The sequence below is a fragment of the Actinacidiphila glaucinigra genome, from assembly GCF_035918135.1.
Classification (GTDB): Bacteria; Actinomycetota; Actinomycetes; order Streptomycetales; family Streptomycetaceae; genus Actinacidiphila; species Actinacidiphila glaucinigra.
Map to the genome: position 1 here is coordinate 2,851,572 of NZ_CP109144.1, position 16,810 is coordinate 2,868,381.

Genomic DNA, 16,810 nt, shown 5'->3' on the forward strand with positions numbered 1-16,810 from the left:
CCTCTCATACGCTCATGCCGCCGTCGACCGCGACGGTGGCTCCGGTGGTGAAGCTCGCGTCGTCGCCCGCGAGGTGGAGCACGGTGCGGGCGATCTCCTCGGGTGCCGCGTGCCGGCCGAGGGGGATCATCGCGTCGAACGCCCCGGCCGCGTGCTGGGAAGGCTGCCCGGTGGCGACGGTCTCGATGCGCCGCATGAACGGGGTGTCGGTGGGGCCCGGGTGGATGGTGTTGACGCGGATGCCGCGGGCGGCGCACTCGCGTGCCGCGACGCGCATCAGCCCGACCTGGGCGTGCTTGGCGGCCGCGTAGCCGCTGATGCCGGGATCGGCGGTGAGCCGGCGCCGACGGTCACGCCGAGCGCGTGGACCCCGCCGACCGACAGGTCGACCTCGCGCAGGGCGAGGGCGAAGACCATGCCGGCCGCCATCAGGCCCACGTAGCAGGCGTTGTGGGCGGTCCCGGTCAGGTTCGACCGGGTCAGGAAGTCGGGCTCGGCGATGCCCACGACGAGCACCAGCAGGACCAGTACCGCTGCCACGCCCGTCTCGTCGCGCAGCAGCCAACGCATACGGCTGGATGGCATGCCGCACAGCGTGGAGGCGCCATGGGCCCGCGGCAATCAGAGCGTTCCGCCAGGCGGAACGGGTGTCACACCGCCCCGGCCCCGGTGAGCGAGCGGACCTCGACCTCGGCGAACTTGTCCTCGTCGGCGCGCTCGCGGGACAGGACCGTACCCAGCCAGCCCGCGGCGAAGCCCAGCGGGATGGACACCAGGCCCGGGTTCTCCAGCGGGAAATACTGGAAGTCCATCCCCGGGAAGAGCGACTGCGGGCTGCCCGATACCACCGGGGACAGCACCACCAACGCGACTGCGGGGACGAGGCCGCCGTAGATCGCCCACACCGTGCCGCGGGTCGTGAACCTCCGCCAGAACAGCGTGAAGAGCAATGCGGGCAGGTTGGCGGAGGCCGCCACCGCGAACGCGAGCCCGACGAGGAAGGCCACGTTCTGGCCCTGCGCGAACAGGCTCAGCGCGATGGCCACGCCGCCGATGCAGACCGCGGCCACTCGGGCCACCCGCACGTCCTGGTTCTCCCGTCGCTTACCGCCCGGTGCGGCCTTTCGACGGCGCAGCGTCGCGTGGAGGTCGTGCGCGACGGAGGCGGACGAGGCGAGGGTGATCCCGGCGACGACGGCCAGGATCGTGGCGAAGGCGACCGCCCCGACGACGGCGAACAGAACCGTTCCACCGGTGGAGCCCGCTCCGCCGCCCAGATCGAGGGCGAGCAGCGGCACCGCCGTGTTCCCGGCGGCGTTGGAGGCGCGCACGGTGTGGGAGCCGACCAGCGCCGCCGCACCGAAGCCGAGCACGATCGTCATCAGGTAGAAGCCGCCGATGAGGCCGATCGCCCAGACCACCGACCGCCGCGCCGAGCGCGCCGTGGGGACGGTGTAGAAGCGCGACAGGATGTGCGGCAGCCCGGCGGTGCCCAGGACGAGGGCCAGGCCGAGGCTGATGAAGTCCAGCCGGTCGGTCCAGCTCTGCCCGTACAGGATGCCGGGGCCGAGGAACTCGCGGCCGTGGCCGCTGCCGTCGGCAGCCGAGCGCAGCAGTGCCCCGAGGTCGCCGTGGAAGCGGACGAGCACCAGCACGGTGAGGGTGATCGTGCCGCCCATGAGCAGCACGGTCTTGACGATCTGGATCCAGGTCGTGGCGCGCATGCCGCCGAAGGCGACGTAGAAGACCATGAGCGCGCCGACGCCGATGACGGTCCAGGTACGCGCGGGCGATCCCTGGCCACCCAGCAGGAGGGAGACCAGGCTTCCGGCGCCGACCATCTGCGCGACGAGGTAGAGCACGGAGACGATGACCGAGGAGGTGCCCGCCGCGATCCGGACCGGGCGCTGGCGCATGCGCGCGGTGAGGACGTCGGCGAGGGTGTAGCGGCCGCAGTTGCGGACCAGTTCGGCGACGAGCAGCAGCACGAGGAGCCAGGCGACGAGGAAGCCGACGGAGTAGAGCATGCCGTCGTAGCCGAAGAGCGCGATGAGCCCGGAGATGCCGAGGAAGGAGGCGGCGGACATGTAGTCGCCGGCGATGGCGAACCCGTTTTCCAGGGGGGAGAAGAGACGGCCGCCCGCGAAGAACTCCACGGACGAGCTGCGCCGCCGGCCCGCCCAGGCGGTGATCGCCAGGGTGACGGAGACGAAGACGGTGAAGAGGACCAGCGCCAGGCCCTGGTGGTTGCCGGTCACCGCATCCGCTCCTGGGTGTCCCAGCGCAGGTCGAGGGCGGCCCGGTCCCGGCGCAGCCGGGCGTGCCGGGCGTAGGCCCAGGTCAGGAGGAAGGTCGAGGCGAACTGGGCGAGCCCGAGGGCCATGGCCACGTTGAGCTCGCCGACCAGCGGCCGGGCCATCAGCCGCGGCGCGGCCGTCGCCAGGACGACGTAGAGCAGGTACCAGGCGAGGAAGGCGGCGGCCGCCGGGAAGACGAACCGCCGGTACCGGGAACGCACTTCCTGGAAGGGGCCGCTGGCCTGCACCTCCCGGTAGACCCGGGCGTGGTCGTCGGCCGGGCCGGCCTGCGACGGGAGGGAGACGGGCGGTGGCTCGGGACCCTCCCACTCCCCCGCGGCCAGGACGTCGTACCAGGGGTCGTCCACCCGCAGCCCTCCGGTTTCCGCCTGGTCGTGCTCGTTCACGAACTCTCCTCGCTTCACGGGCCGATCGGCCGTGCGCCCAAGCATGGACATTGCGGGAAGATCCGGGAGCCTCCAAGCAGAAACCTTCACCTCATCGGGTGATGGTGCCCCACTCCTGGGGGTGGGGAAGCTCCGGCGCCCTCCACGAGCGGGTGAGACCGCGGGAGGGCGCCGGTGCGGGAGTCCGGTCCGTCAGGCGTCGATCCGCGAACGGTCGAGCGTGGCGGCGGAGTTGGCGATGAACTCGCGGCGCGGCGCGACCTCGTTGCCCATCAGCAGGTCGAAGGCGAGCTCCGCGCCCTCCAGGTCGCTGATGTTGATCCGGCGCAGGGTGCGGTGGCGCGGGTCCATCGTGGTCTCGGCCAGCTGGTCGGCGTCCATCTCACCGAGGCCCTTGTAGCGCTGGATGGACTCCTTGTAGCGGATGCCCTTGCGCTCGAACTCCAGCAGCGTTTCGCGCAGCTCCCGGTCGGAGTACGTGTAGACGTACTTGTCCTGGCCCTTGCGCGGGTTGCTGAGCTCGACCCGGTGCAGCGGAGGCACGGCGGCGAAGACCCGGCCGGCCTCGACCATGGGCCGCATGTAGCGCTGGAAGAGCGTCAGCAGCAGACAGCGGATGTGGCTGCCGTCGACGTCGGCGTCCGTCATCATGATGATCTTGCCGTAGCGGGCCTGGTCGATGTCGAAGGTGCGACCCGAGCCGGCTCCTATGACCTGGATGATGGCGCCGCACTCGGCGTTCTTCAGCATGTCCGTGACCGAGGACTTCTGGACGTTGAGGATCTTGCCCCGGATCGGGAGCAGCGCCTGGAACTCCGAGTTGCGCGCGAGCTTCGCGGTGCCCAGCGCCGAGTCGCCCTCGACGATGAAGAGCTCGCTGCGGTCGACGTCGTCGCTGCGGCAGTCCGCCAGCTTGGCCGGCAGTGAGGAGGACTCCAGCGCGGTCTTGCGGCGCTGCGCATCCTTGTGCTGCCGGGCGGCGATCCGGGTGCGGGCCGCGGCGACGGCCTTCTCCAGGACGGCGCGGGCCTGCTGCTTGTCGTCCCGCTTGGTGGAGGTGAGGAACGCCTTGAGCTCGCGGGCCACCACGTTGGCCACGATGCGGTTGGCCGCCGAGGTGCCCAGCACCTCCTTGGTCTGGCCCTCGAACTGCGGTTCGGCGAGCCGGACCGTGACGACCGCCGTCAGCCCCTCCAGGGCGTCGTCCTTGACGATGTCGTCCTCGGCGACGCGCAGCAGCTTGGTGGCGCGCAGCACCTCGTTGAACGTCCTGGTCACGGCGCCCTCGAAGCCGCGCACATGGGTGCCGCCCTTGGGGGTGGCGATGATGTTCACGAAGGAGCGCAGCGTGCTGTCGTAGCCGGTGCCCCAGCGCAGGGCGACGTCGACACCGAGCTCACGGGTGACCTCGGTGGGGGTCATGTGGCCCCGGTCGTCGAGGACCGGGACGGTCTCCTTGAAGGTGCCGCTGCCGGTCAGCCGCAGCACGTCGCAGATCGGCTTGTCCGGGGTGAGGTACTCGGCGAACTCGCTGATGCCGCCGTCGAAGTGGAAGGTCTCCTCGACCGGCTTCCCGTCCTCGGAGCCGTTGTCGGGCCGCTCGTCGCGGACGACGATCGTGAGCCCGGGGACCAGGAACGCGGTCTGGCGGGCGCGCTGGTACAGCGTCTCCAGGGCGAGCTTGGCGTCCTTGAGGAAGATCTGACGGTCCGCCCAGTAGCGGACGCGGGTGCCGGTGCGCGCCCGCGGCACCTTCTTGACCTTGTCCAGCCCGTTGCCCGGCTCGAACGGCGCCTCGGCGCCGGCCTTGGCGAAGCTGCCGGGAACGCCGCGGCGGAAGCTGATCGCGTGCGTGTGGCCGCCGCGGTCGACCTCGACGTCCAGCCGGGCGGAGAGCGCGTTGACGACGGAGGCGCCGACGCCGTGCAGACCGCCGGAGGCCGCGTAGGAGCCGCCGCCGAACTTGCCGCCGGCGTGCAGCTTGGTCATGACGACCTCGACGCCGGACAGGCCGGTCTTCGGCTCGACGTCGACGGGGATGCCGCGGCCGTTGTCCCGCACCTCGACGGAGGCGTCGGCGTGGAGGACGACATCGATGTGGTCGCAGTGCCCGCCCAGGGCCTCGTCCACCGAGTTGTCGATGATCTCCCACAGGCAGTGCATGAGGCCGCGGCTGTCGGTGGAACCGATGTACATGCCGGGGCGCTTGCGGACAGCTTCGAGGCCCTCGAGCACGAGCAGGTGTCGCGCGGTGTAGTTGGAGCCGTCACGATCTGCACCGGTCAGCAACGCGGTGGACGGCACGGATGTTTCGGCGGTCACGCGAACGTCTCCTCATGAAGTTCTTCAGCCGTATCGGTGAGAGGGTACCGAGGTCACGCACGGCCGTTTCGCCGCGACCCGAGTTGGGCACCATGCTAGCCCGTTTTCGAAGGCGTGTTCGATCCCTCGTTTGAGTGATACACATGTCACGTTCCCCTGGAGGCATGAACCATTTAGGCTCGGGGCACGTCCTCCTCAACAACCGGCCGCAAAGCCGGGGGGACACAACCGAACAATCTGACCAGATCTGCCAGAACGACCCGAAGCCGACAGATAAGACGCCAGAGGATCATTCGCCGCCAATCGGTAGCATCCGGCCGCTACAACGACAGTTTCCAAGGAAAAGACCTGCGCGGGAACAGTTTGGGCCTGGTTGGATGTTGACCCTGGTACGACAGCTCGTCGAGCTAGAGAAGAGGCGACGTGACTACAGTTCTGACCCCCGCGAGCCCGCTGACGGCGGCGGACCGCTGCGACCGTTGCGGCGCCCAGGCCTACCTGCGCGTCGTACTCATCAGTGGCGGCGAGCTGCTCTTCTGCGCGCACCACGGGCGTAAGTTCGAGCCCGAATTGAAGAAGATCGCTGCGGAAATACAGGACGAGACCGGTCGGCTCACCGCCACCCCGACCGTCGCGGCCAATGACGAACGCTGACGCGTAGCACTGCGACGAGCTCACGACGGGCGGCCTCCCGCGAGGGAGGCCGCCCGTCGGCTTGTCCGCCGCGCGTCACGAAGCGTGCTGGCCGACCAGTCCCGCCACCGCCGAGACCCGGGTGTACACACCGGGATGTCCCGCCTGGGCGCATCCCGCGCCCCAGGACACAAGCCCTATCAGCCGCCCCTCCGCCACCAGCGGACCGCCGCTGTCCCCCTGGCACGAGTCGTGCCCGCCGGCCAGGTCGCCGGCACAGACCATGCCGTTCTTCTGGTACTTGCCTTCCGTACTGCCCGGATACGCCTGTTCACAGACCGAGTCGGCGAGCACCGAGACGTTCGCGGCCATCAGGACGTTCGAGTAGGTCCCCAGGCCCGCCGTGTCCCCCCAGCCGAATACCTGCGCCGGCGTGCCCGCCTCGTAGGAGTTCACGTCCCCCGGTGTCGCCATGCGTATCGCGCTTCCCGCGGGGAACGGCTCCGCGGTCGTGACGACCGCCACGTCACCGCTGTTCGTCGTGGGGTCGTACGCGGGGTTGACCCAGACCTTGCGGACCGCCACTTCCCTGCCGGCGGAGCCGGCGAGGTCCGTTCGCCCGGCGATGATGCGCAGGTCGGGCACCTGGTTCCAGTCCCCGCCCAGTGCGGTCGGGCTGAAGCAGTGCGCCGCGCTGACCACGGTGTTCGGCCCGACCAGCGCTCCACCGCAGAACTGCCCCGAGCGGCCCATTCCGTAGCGGGACCGGCTCGACAGGACCACCGCCCACGGGTGCTGCTCCGTGGTGACCGGCGTGCCGCCTATGACACCGTTGTCGGCGCCCGGGGCGCGGGGCGCGTACTCCACCGCGGCGGCGGTGGCGGAAGCCGGTAGCGACAGCGCTAGCGCGGACCCGGCTATGAGCCCGCCGACCAGCGTGCGGATCGAGGAACGCATGCATTCTCCTCACCGTCCGGAATGCCCTGAGCACCCACAGTGACCTGACGGGCCCGGGGCCGCATCCGGAGAACTGTCCGGAAATGCCGACGGCCCGCGGCCGCCGTGGCGGTCGCGGGCCCGTCGGGGCGTCCTGCCGATCAGTCCAGGTAGTCGCGCAGCACCTGGGAACGCGACGGATGACGCAGCTTGGACATGGTCTTGGACTCGATCTGGCGGATGCGCTCACGGGTGACCCCGTACACCTTGCCGATCTCGTCCAGCGTCTTCGGCTGGCCGTCGGTGAGGCCGAAGCGCATGGAGACCACGCCCGCCTCGCGCTCACTGAGCGTGTCGAGCACCGAGTGCAGCTGCTCCTGCAGCAGCGTGAAGCTGACCGCGTCGGCCGGCACGACCGCCTCGGAGTCCTCGATGAGGTCACCGAACTCGCTGTCGCCGTCCTCGCCGAGCGGGGTGTGCAGCGAGATGGGCTCGCGGCCGTACTTCTGGACCTCGATGACCTTCTCGGGGGTCATGTCGAGTTCCTTGGCCAGCTCCTCCGGGGTGGGCTCGCGGCCCAGGTCCTGGAGCATCTGGCGCTGGACGCGGGCCAGCTTGTTGATGACCTCGACCATGTGCACCGGGATGCGGATGGTGCGGGCCTGGTCGGCCATCGCGCGGGTGATCGCCTGGCGGATCCACCAGGTCGCGTACGTCGAGAACTTGAAGCCCTTGGTGTAGTCGAACTTCTCGACGGCACGGATCAGACCGAGGTTGCCCTCCTGGATCAGGTCCAGGAAGAGCATGCCGCGGCCGGTGTAGCGCTTGGCCAGCGAGACCACCAGGCGGAGGTTGGCCTCCAGAAGGTGGTTCTTGGCCCAGCGGCCGTCCTCGGCGATGATCTCCAGCTCGCGCTTGAGCTTGGGGGCGAGCTTGTCGGCCTGGGCCAGCTTGTCCTCGGCGAACAGACCGGCCTCGATGCGCTTGGCGAGCTCCACCTCCTGCTCGGCGTTGAGCAGCGGGACCTTGCCGATCTGCTTGAGGTAGTCCTTCACCGGGTCGGCGGTGGCGCCGGCCGCGGCGACCTGCTGCGCGGGCGCGTCGTCCTCGTCCTCGTCGGACAGGACAAAGCTCTCCGCCTCGGTCTCGGCGGCGGGGCCGTCCTCGTCCTTGCCGGGCGCGGCGTCCTCGAGGACCTCCTCGCCCTCGGCGAGTTCGTCCTTGCCCTTGGCGGCGGTGGTCTTCTTGGCGGCGGTCTTCTTGGCGGTCGCGGTGGTCTTCTTCGCCGCAGTCTTCTTGGCGACGGCCTTCTTCGCGGGTGCCACGGCCTCGTCCTCCGACTCCGCCACGGGCTCCGCCACGGTGGAGGCGGGGGCCGCGGTGGCCTTGGCGGCGACGGTCTTCTTGACCGGGGCGGCCTTGGTGGCGACGGTCTTGGTGGCAGTACGCTTCGCCGGGCTCTTGGCTGCGACGCTCTTACGGGTGCGCTTGGGCGCCTCGGCGGCACTCACCATCAGCGTCACACCCTCCTCGTCGAGGACCTGGTTGAGGCTGCGCAGAACGTTCTTCCACTGGGTTGCCGGGATCTGGTCCGCTTCGAAGGCTCGGCGCACGTCGTCGCCGGCGATCTGACCCTGAGCCTTACCCCGCTCGATGAGCGCCATCAGAGACTCGGACTCGGCGATCTCCGGCGGGAGCGTACGGGATGTGCTGGCCGACACGAACAACCTCTCGGAACGATGGAAAACGACTACGGTGGGACCCGCTCGGCAACTCAGCGTCATGTTCGTCGCGGATATTCCTCGCACGGCCGCCACCTCTATGCTCATCGCGCTGCCGCCGAGAGCGTTACGCCCGTCCGTACGTGGTCCGAGTCACACCCCGGATCGCCGCCAAACCGTCGATAGCGGGACACTCCCCGCGCACGCCTCGACCATGCCCGGTCGGAAGCGTGCGTCAAACATGGCGGACGGCTCCGCCGCCGGGCCCGGAGGGTGTGGGCCGGCGGCGGAAGTCGGTGCCGTCTCGCGCCGTGCGGGACCGGTCAGTGCTCGCGCGGGGCGGGGACGACGTGGTCCGGCGAGCCGCCGGGACCGGTGTCGGCGTGGACGGCGAGGAGCTGACGCATCGCGGTCTCCGCCTCGGCACCGTCGGAGGCGGCCAGCGCCTCGACGACCCGCGTGTGCAGGGCCACCGAGTGTTCACCGGGGCGCTCGCAGCCGGTGACGGGGCCGCCGGAGACCTGCAGGGCGGAGGTGACGATGCCGGACAGGTGCTCCAGCATCCGGTTGCCCGCGACCTGCAGCAGCAGGGCGTGGAACTCGGCGTCCGCCCGGGAGAAGGTGAGGCCGTCACCCTGGCCCACGGCGTGGGTCATGATGTCGGTCATGTCGATGAGCCGCTGCTGGACGTCCTCGCGGCCGTGACCCGCCGCGAGGCGGGCGGCGAGGGGCTCGATCGTCCAGCGCAGTTCGAACAGCTCGCGACGCTGGTCGTCGCGCTGCGGGCCGAAGGCCCGCCATTCGATGATGTCGGGGTCGAGCAGGTTCCAGTCGCTGACCGGGCGGACCCGGGTGCCGACGTTGGGCCGGGCGCTGACGAGGCCCTTGGCCTCCAGCACCCGCAGCGACTCGCGGACGACGGTGCGGGAGACCTCGAAACGCTGGCCGATCTCCTCGGGGACGAGCGGGCGGTCGGCCCCGAGATCGCCGGAGACGATCATCTGACCGAGTTGCTGGACGAGTTGGCCGTGCAGCCCGCGGCCACGGCTCCCGGCGGGGCGACGGCCGACCCGGCCCAGTTCGGCGTCGCCGCCGTCCCAGGACGGTGCGCCGCCCGGGCGGTCGAGGCCGACGGGTGCGTCGGCGTACGGATAGCGGTCGATGTCCCCGCCGCCGAGGCTCGGGTCGGCGGGGCGGGCCGCGGTCATCATGGTGTGCGCAAGGGTACTCACGCATCATTTGTCGGCGATGGCGCGGGAGGCCTTGAGGGCTTTCCTGAAAAGCACACGAAAGGGTGAGCACTCATCACCTGATAATTGACGCTTTATCGGAAGGAAATGGGGTTTCTCCGGCGCAAGACCGTTGCCACATAGGCACACAAGAGAGCGAAGAGCGACAAAACGAAGGAATAGCGGACCGGTTGGGTCGCCAGCCGGGCCACGTCGATCGCCGGGGCCGAAGCCGCACGCCGCACCACCGGGGCCACCAGCAGCGGAACCGCGAGGACGCCGGCCAGACCGAGCGCCGTGGTGCGGAAGACCCCGGCCGCCAGCACCCCGGCCCAGCAGCAGACGAGCGCGAGGGCGGCCGACGCCGCCGCGGTGGAGGCCAGCGCGAACGGCGAGGGCAGTCCGACCGCCCCGAGTTCGAGGCGCAGCGCGACGAGGCCCAGAGCCGCCCCCAGGAGGGCGATCAGCACCGCTGCGGCCCCGTTGACGACGAGCTTGACCAGCAGCAGACGCAGCTGGCGGGGCACGGGCGCGTGGGCGGGGGCCAGCGCGGGGTAGCGGAACTCCTGACCGTAGGCGAGGGCGCCGAGGAGCCCGCCGCCCAACGCGGCGGCCGGCAGGGGCAGGGAGTGCGACCAGCCGGTCAGCAGGCGCAGGGAGAAGGCGTGGTGCCCGGTGCGCAGCAGCACCAGGGTGGCCAGGCCCGAGACCAGGACGGAGACGAGCGCGATCAGCCAGGGGCTGCGGACGCCCGTGAGGCGGCGCAGTTCGTAGCGGACGGGCCGGGCGGGACCGGCGGGCGGCACGGCGGCGCGCTCGGCCGCCAGGGGCACGGTGGGCCGCTCGCCGTGCGGGGCCTCCGGGACACCGGTGTCGGCGACCTCGTCCGCGAGGCGGTGCAGGAGGATGCCGTTCCGGAAGGCGGCTTCGCCGACCTGGGCGGTGGTCGCGCCGTGCACGCGGATGCGGCTGCCGCTCTCGTGGGTGATCTCGGTCCCGTCGTCGGTGAGCAGCAGACCCAGGCGTTCGGCCTGGGGGGATTGGACGGCCACGTACGGGCGCAGACGGCGCCGGCCGAACTCGTGGGCGGACTGGTCGGCGACGAGCCTGCCCTTGTCCAGGGTGACGACGCGATCACCGAGCCGGCCCGCCGCCTTGGGGTCGGCGCAGGTGACCACGACGGCGCCGCCGCGCGCCGCGTACGCCTTCAGCAGGCCGTACAACCACGCGGTGTCGTGCGGGGAAAGCCCCTGGGCGGGGTCGTCCAGGAGCAGCGCGGGCGGGTCCCCGAGCAGCGCCGCGGCGACGCCCAGGCGGCGGTCCATGCCGAGGGAGAAGGTCGACAGACGGCGTCCCGCCGTCTCGCGCAGGCCCACGATCTCCAGGACCTGGTCGGCGCGTTCGGCCGGAGCCCCGGCCGCGGCGGCGAGCATGCGCAGGTGACCGCGCGCCGTCCGCGAGGGGTGGCCGGGGACGTCGCCGAGGAGCACGCCCACCGCGTTGGCGGGATGAGTGTGGCGGTGCAGGGGGCGCCCGCCGAAGAGCGTGATGCCGCGGCCCGGTTCGAGTTCGAGCATCATCCGCAGGACGGTGGACTTGCCCGCGCCGCTGTCACCGAGCAGGACCGTGATCTCGCCGGGGCGGGCGTCGAAGGTGAGGTCGTCGACGGCAGGGGGCTCTTCGCCCCGGGACGCACTGGTCAATCCGATGGCCTGGATCACCCTTGCACCATAACGCGCAAATGGCCCGGAATTTACACCTCCGGTCGCAACATGGGGGGATTCAGGATGGTTGCACCACCCGCGCGGAACAGCTGTGCGGGACGGCCGCCCTGACGGGTCGTCGTGCCACCGGTGGGGACGAGGAAGCCGACCGTTCCCGTCACCTTGCGGTGGAAGTTGCGCGGGTCCAGGGCCACACCCCACACCGCCTCGTAGACCCGGCGCAACTCGCCGACGGTGAACTCGGGCGGGCAGAAGGCCGTGGCCAGCGCCGAGTACTCGAGCTTGGAACGGGCACGCTCCACGCCGTCGGCCAGGATGCGCGCGTGGTCGAAGGCGAGGGCGCCCTCCTCGCCGTTGCGCAGCAGCTCCTCGACCGGGGCCCAGCGGGCACTGCGCGCATCGCCACCGGCACGGGGCGCGGGCAGGTCCGGGGCGAGCACGAGGTGGGCGACGCTCACCACCCGCATACGCGGGTCGCGCTCGGGGTCGCCGTAGGTGGCCAGCTGCTCGAGGTGGACTCCGCTGCCCGCGCGCAGTCCGGTCTCCTCCTCCAGTTCGCGGGCGGCCGCCCCTGAGAGGTCCTCGTCACCCCGCACGAAGCCGCCGGGCAGCGCCCACCGGCCCTGGTAGGGCGGTTCACCGCGGCGGACCGCGAGGGCACACAGGGCGTGGCTGCGCACTGTGAGCACGACGAGATCGACAGTGACGGCGAAGGGCGGGAAAGCTGACGGGTCGTAGGGCGCCATGTCCGCGATCATAGTCGTCTGCCTGACGATAAACAGCAGGTTGACGGGATGACGCAACGCGCTGTCGGCCTGTTGTTCGATGTCACGGCGCCGCCCGGCATCCGCTGCCGGCCGGCGGTTCAGGCGCCGAGCTGGAGCCCGGGAGCCGCCTCCACGATCACCGCCGTACCGGACGCGCCGATCCGCAGCGCGAAGGGCTCCTCGGCCACCCGCAGCCCGGCAAGGTCGAGATCTCCGAGCGGAGAGGCGGCCGGCGGGTGCACGGCCACCATGCGTTCGGGGGCGTCGGGGCGGATCCCGGCGAGGGCCAGCAGCATGTGGACGGCGCCCGCGGCGGCCACCGCGGCGGGCCGTGAAGCCGTCGGGTGCGGGGCGGGACGGCGGGAGTCCTCCCGCTGCTCCCCCGCGTACATCTCGGGCAGCCGGTGTCCGAACGCACCTGCCGCGTCCAGCACGCCGAGCAGCAGCGCCACGGCCTCGCGCTCGTGGCCGGCCGCCGCCAGCCCGGCGACCGCGACGGCCGTCTCGTGGACCCGTACCGCTCCGCCGCGGTGGCCGAAGGGGTTGTAGCCGGGGGCCTTGGCGGACAGGGTTCGCAGCCCCCATCCCGAGTCGAGCTCCGGAGCGGCGAGGAGACGGGCGAGCTGTTCCGTCTGCACCTTGTCCAGCAGGCCGGGGGCGAACTCGCAGCCGCCCACCAAGCCGGTGTCGAGGAGATGAGCGGCGGCCGATCCCAGGTGGGGCACGGGTCTGCCGTCAGGGGTCAGCGCGGCGGCCGGGCTCCCGCCGGCTGGGTCGTCCAGCCAGAAGTCCTCCCGGAACCTCCGGCGAAGCGCCTCGGCCCGCTCCCGCCACTCCTCCGCGCCCGGGCGCCCGTGGGCCTGGAGCAGATCGGCGCCGTGCAGCATGGCCCGGTGGGCGTGGGCCTGTACGTCACAGCGCAGGGGGCCGCCCGGCGCCGGATCGGGGACGTATCCGCCCTCGCCCGCGACGGACCGCAGCCACCACAGACTGCGCTCGACGGTCGGCAGCAGTTGTTCGGTGTCCCGCTCCGGAAGCCCCCACCGGCGCGCCTCGGCGAGCAGCGTGACGAAGAGCAGCCCCGCCTCCACTCCGGAGCACGTGGGCGGCAGATGCGGACCGGCATGGCGCAGCGGGCCCGGCAGGCCGCCGGTCTCCGGGTCCTGGCGCCGGGCGAACGCCCGCAGCGTGCCGGCCGCCAGGCGGGTGCCCAGCGGCAGCAGCATGCGGGCCGCCCACAGGGCATCCGCCGGGGCGGGACCGAGCCGCCACGGGGCACCGGCCGCCACATGGACGTCCAGGGGGTGCTCCGGGTCGCGCAGCAGCAGCGCCCGCAGATCGTCGAGGGCGGCCCGCAGCAGTGTCTCCGCCCGGCCGTCGCCGCCGCGGATCTCCGGGGCCGACCAGGGCACGGGGACCGCCGGGGCGGATCCGCCGTTCACACCGGCCACGGCGGGCTCCAGCGTCGCGCGCAGCTCGATCGTTCGCGATGCTCCGGCGGGCAGTGCCAGCTCCCAGCACAGCAACCCGGCGGAGGCCAGGGCGCTCTCGGGTGCCGGCACGGCGGTGACCCGGGCCCGCAGGCCCTCCGACGACCACAGCAGCCCCGCGTCGCACACGCTGGGCTGCAGATCCGGCCCGGCGGATCCGGCCGCGATGGCCGCCAGTTCGGCGAGGTCGGTCGCCAGGGCCACCTCGAACGGGATGCGCAGGGCGCGGGATCCGGTGTTGTGGACCGTGATGCGCTCGGTGCCCCCGGCGGTCCGGAGCCTCTCGACGGTGAGGGCCGGGTCGGGTGTCGTGTCGCCGGGGACACGGGCGACGGAGGTGAACCGCGCCCGACCCGCCGTGACGAGCCCGCCCTGCACAGGGACCGGAAGCGTCCCCGCGATGCGCAGCTCGCAGCGGGCCAGTACCCGGCGGCCGCCCTGGTAGAAGCCGTCGAGGCCGCCTCCGTTCAGTTGTCCGTGCTCCGGCGAGACCGCGAGGGCCGGGGCCGCGACGCACATCACGGCGTCGTGCACCGGCTGCGGCCCCCGGTCCTGCCGGGGCGGCCGGTTGACCGGCTGCGGGCTCATGCCACCTCCACGTCGAATCGGTCGCTCGGGCGCTGGCGCCACTACCCACGAGAACGGCCGTGTGGGCACTCGGGTCACGCGCCGTCTACCGTTCCTGATCGGGAAGCTGTCCGTATCACCGGAAAGAGAGCCATGGCCGTCTACCGCCAGCCGGGAACCGTCATCACCGACCACACCTTCCAGGTGCCGCTCGACCACGCGGACCCGGGCGGTGAGCGGATCGAGGTGTACGCACGGGAGGTCGTGGCCGCCGGAAAGGAACGAGATCCGCTGCCCTGGCTGCTCTTCCTGCAGGGCGGGCCGGGCGGCCGGTCGCCGCGGCCGCTGGGCCGCGACGGCTGGCTCACCCGGGCCCTGGACGACTACCGGGTGCTGCTGCTCGACCAGCGGGGCACCGGCCGTTCCACCCCGGCGAACCGGCAGACCCTGCCGCTGCGCGGGGACGCCTCGGCCCAAGCCCGGTATCTGGAGCACTTCCGGGCCGACTCGATCGTCCGCGACTGCGAGCTCATCCGCCGTGAACTGCTCGGCGAGGACGGCCGGTGGAGCCTGCTCGGCCAGAGCTACGGCGGCTTCTGCACGCTCACTTATCTGTCCTTCGCCCCCGAGGGCGTCCGCGAGGCCTTCGTGACCGGCGGGCTCGCCGGCCTGCGCAGCACCGCCGAGGACGTCTACCGGGCCGCCTACCCCCGCGTGGAGCGGAAGACGGCAGCGCACTACGCGCGTTACCCCGAGGACGTCGAGACGGTCCGCGCGGTCGTGCGGCACCTGCGCGAGCGCGAGGTCAGGCTCCCGGGCGGCGGCCTGCTGACCGCGGAGGCCTTCCAGGTCACCGGGATGCTCCTCGGCACGGGCACCGGCTCTCACACGCTGCACTACCTCCTCGAGGACGCCTTCGTGACCGGGGGATCCGGCCTCCAGCTCTCCGACTCCTTCCTCGCCGAGGTCCAGGGGCATCTGTCGTTCGCGGGCAATCCGCTCTACGCGGTGCTCCACGAGTCGATCTACGGCCAGCGCTCGGTCTCGCCCCGGGCCACCGGCTGGGCCGCCGAGTCGGTCCGGGCCGAGTTCCCGCAGTTCGACGTCGACAAGCCGCTGGCGGACGACGCGCCGGTGCTGCTGACCGGCGAGATGATCTACCCCTGGATGTTCGCCCTGGACCCGGCGCTGGCACCGATGCGCGAGACGGCGCACCATCTGGCGCAGCACGAGGAGTGGCCCGACCTGTACGACCCGGGGCAGCTGGCGCGGAACGAGGTGCCGGTGGCGGCGGCCGTCTACCACGACGACATGTACGTGGACACGGCCGATTCGCTCGCCACCGCACGCTCCGTCCGCGGCCTGCGCACCTGGGTCACCGACGAGTACGAGCACGACGGACTCCGGGTGAGCGGCGGCCGGGTCCTCGACCGGCTGATCCGGCTGGCCCGCGGCGAGCTGTGAGCAGCGCTGCCCGGCGGGCGCGTGCGACGCTCTGCCGGCGCAGGTAGCGGCGGAGCGGCTCCGGCGAGAGGCCGTTGTTGACGGCGGCGTGGAGAAGCCGGGCGAAGGTGTAGTCGGGGGCGAGGTGCAGGGCTCGGCCGAAGGCCACGCGTGCCGTCGCCTCGTCCCCGGCGGACCAGGCGACCCAGCCGGCGAGGGTCAGGGGCGCGGCGGCGTGCTCGTGGTACGGCTCGACGCAGCGCCGGGCGAGCGCGCGCCACAGGCGCACCGCGGGGTCGGTGTGCGGCGGGTCCATCCACTCGGCTGCCTCGTCGCGGGTGGCGCGGTCCTGCAGCCCGAGGATCATCGAGGCGGCCTCGTCGTCGTCCAGCAGCGCGTCGTCGTCGCTGTCGGCCTCCGGCCCCTCCCCCACGGGTGTGACGGCCCGGAAGCGCTCGAGCGCCTCCCGTAGCAGGCGCAGTGTCGTGCGCCGCACCTCGTCGGAATCGTCCCGCTCCAGCATGCGCGGCACGAGGGCGGCGGCCGCCGCGTCCAGGGCGTCCGCGCGGGCCGCGGACGCCGGTGCGCCGGGCGGCGGCGGGGTGAGGCGCTCCTCCATCTCCTTGAGGGAGCCGGTGATCCGCAGGCCCGCGTAGGCGGCCGCCGCGGCCATCACGGAATCGCCGGACTGCGTGATCCCGATGCCCTCGCGCGGGAACCGCTCCGAATCCGGGCAGCAGTAGGACCACCAGCGGCCGGAGGAGACGCACAGCGCCTCGACGACGGGGACGTCGAGCGTGCCGCAGGCGACCCTCAGGCGCTGCGCCAGGGGACGCAGGCGTTCCATGACCTGGTGCGGGTTCTCGCCGGGGGCGGGTTCCTGGACGAGGAAGAGCACGATCGCGTCCGGCCGTGCGCCGCGCTGCTCGCTGCCGTTCACCAGGCACTCCGCCAACTGCTGGGCGGCGCCGGGCCACTCCCCCGCGTCCCGTGGGATGCCGAGCCGGGCCCGGCCGCCGAAACGGCCGCGCTCGCCGTGCAGCGCGATCATGAGAATGCTGTCGTCGGGGTGGAAGCCGCACAGGTACGGGAGCGCGGCGGCGAGTTCGGCAGGGCTGCGCAGCGTGACCTTCGGGTCGTCCGAGGGGCGGGGGGATTCGGTGTGCTGAGTCATGATCCGAAGGTCCCGTACGCCGCGGATCTCCGCCAGACCCCTCCAAAACCTGTGGATAACTTGCGCATATCATCACAATTACTTGAGATGGGTTATCCAC

General features: G+C 71.9%; 14 protein-coding genes. 2 read left to right on the forward strand and 12 right to left on the reverse strand.

Going from position 1 to position 16,810, the window contains the following annotated elements; genetic code table 11:
• Nucleotides 1–4: 4 nt before the first annotated feature.
• The 5 genes from OIE69_RS12480 to OIE69_RS12500 form a co-directional block, all read right to left on the reverse strand.
• Nucleotides 5–277 (reverse strand): SDR family NAD(P)-dependent oxidoreductase, encoded by a 273-nt coding sequence (locus OIE69_RS12480; protein WP_326572051.1) that lies wholly within the window; start codon nt 275–277, stop codon nt 5–7.
• Nucleotides 277–585 (reverse strand): hypothetical protein, encoded by a 309-nt coding sequence (locus OIE69_RS12485; RefSeq protein ID WP_326572052.1) that lies wholly within the window; start codon nt 583–585, stop codon nt 277–279. The genes OIE69_RS12480 and OIE69_RS12485 overlap by 1 nt, the downstream gene beginning before the upstream one ends.
• A gap of 65 nt (nt 586–650) precedes the next feature.
• Entirely contained in the window at nt 651–2,258 is a 1,608-nt protein-coding gene (locus OIE69_RS12490; protein ID WP_326572053.1) for a solute symporter family protein, read from the reverse strand.
• Nucleotides 2,255–2,704 carry a DUF485 domain-containing protein gene (locus OIE69_RS12495; protein ID WP_326572054.1) on the reverse strand — a complete coding sequence of 150 codons (450 nt, stop codon included), beginning with the start codon at nt 2,702–2,704 and terminating at the stop codon, nt 2,255–2,257. Before OIE69_RS12495 ends, OIE69_RS12490 begins: the two co-directional genes overlap by 4 nt.
• 192 nt (nt 2,705–2,896) lie before the next feature.
• Nucleotides 2,897–5,026, reverse strand: a complete 2,130-nt coding sequence (locus tag OIE69_RS12500) for a DNA gyrase/topoisomerase IV subunit B (RefSeq protein WP_326572055.1) — start codon at nt 5,024–5,026, stop codon at nt 2,897–2,899.
• A gap of 423 nt (nt 5,027–5,449) precedes the next feature.
• Between OIE69_RS12500 and OIE69_RS12505 the strand changes: the two genes are divergently transcribed.
• The gene (locus tag OIE69_RS12505; protein WP_326572056.1) at nt 5,450–5,680 is read left to right on the forward strand and encodes a DUF7455 domain-containing protein; all 231 of its coding nucleotides are present in this window, start codon (nt 5,450–5,452) and stop codon (nt 5,678–5,680) included.
• Between the two features lie 75 nt (nt 5,681–5,755).
• On the opposite strand, the gene OIE69_RS12510 is transcribed toward OIE69_RS12505, so the two are convergent.
• The 6 genes from OIE69_RS12510 to OIE69_RS12535 form a co-directional block, all read right to left on the reverse strand.
• The gene (locus OIE69_RS12510) at nt 5,756–6,616 is read right to left on the reverse strand and encodes a S1 family peptidase (RefSeq protein ID WP_326572057.1); all 861 of its coding nucleotides are present in this window, start codon (nt 6,614–6,616) and stop codon (nt 5,756–5,758) included.
• Between the two features lie 140 nt (nt 6,617–6,756).
• Complete coding sequence (locus OIE69_RS12515) at nt 6,757–8,316, reverse strand: RNA polymerase sigma factor (RefSeq protein ID WP_326572058.1); 1,560 nt, start codon at nt 8,314–8,316, stop codon at nt 6,757–6,759.
• Between the two features lie 323 nt (nt 8,317–8,639).
• Complete coding sequence (locus OIE69_RS12520; protein ID WP_326572059.1) at nt 8,640–9,548, reverse strand: FadR/GntR family transcriptional regulator; 909 nt, start codon at nt 9,546–9,548, stop codon at nt 8,640–8,642.
• Between the two features lie 92 nt (nt 9,549–9,640).
• On the reverse strand, nt 9,641–11,266 hold the full coding sequence (locus OIE69_RS12525; protein WP_326572060.1) for an ABC transporter ATP-binding protein: 1,626 nt from the start codon (nt 11,264–11,266) through the stop codon (nt 9,641–9,643).
• A gap of 32 nt (nt 11,267–11,298) precedes the next feature.
• Nucleotides 11,299–12,027 (reverse strand): NUDIX hydrolase, encoded by a 729-nt coding sequence (locus OIE69_RS12530; RefSeq protein ID WP_326572061.1) that lies wholly within the window; start codon nt 12,025–12,027, stop codon nt 11,299–11,301.
• A gap of 107 nt (nt 12,028–12,134) precedes the next feature.
• Entirely contained in the window at nt 12,135–14,114 is a 1,980-nt protein-coding gene (locus OIE69_RS12535) for a glycogen debranching N-terminal domain-containing protein (RefSeq protein ID WP_326572062.1), read from the reverse strand.
• Nucleotides 14,115–14,246: 132 nt separating this feature from the next.
• Here OIE69_RS12535 and OIE69_RS12540 point away from each other — a divergent pair, with 132 nt between their 5' ends.
• The gene (locus tag OIE69_RS12540) at nt 14,247–15,557 is read left to right on the forward strand and encodes an alpha/beta fold hydrolase (RefSeq protein WP_326572063.1); all 1,311 of its coding nucleotides are present in this window, start codon (nt 14,247–14,249) and stop codon (nt 15,555–15,557) included.
• Here the strand turns inward: OIE69_RS12540 and OIE69_RS12545 are convergent.
• Nucleotides 15,469–16,710, reverse strand: a complete 1,242-nt coding sequence (locus OIE69_RS12545) for a DUF4192 domain-containing protein (RefSeq protein ID WP_326572064.1) — start codon at nt 16,708–16,710, stop codon at nt 15,469–15,471. The genes OIE69_RS12540 and OIE69_RS12545 overlap by 89 nt on opposite strands.
• Between the last annotated feature and the right edge of the window lie 100 nt (nt 16,711–16,810).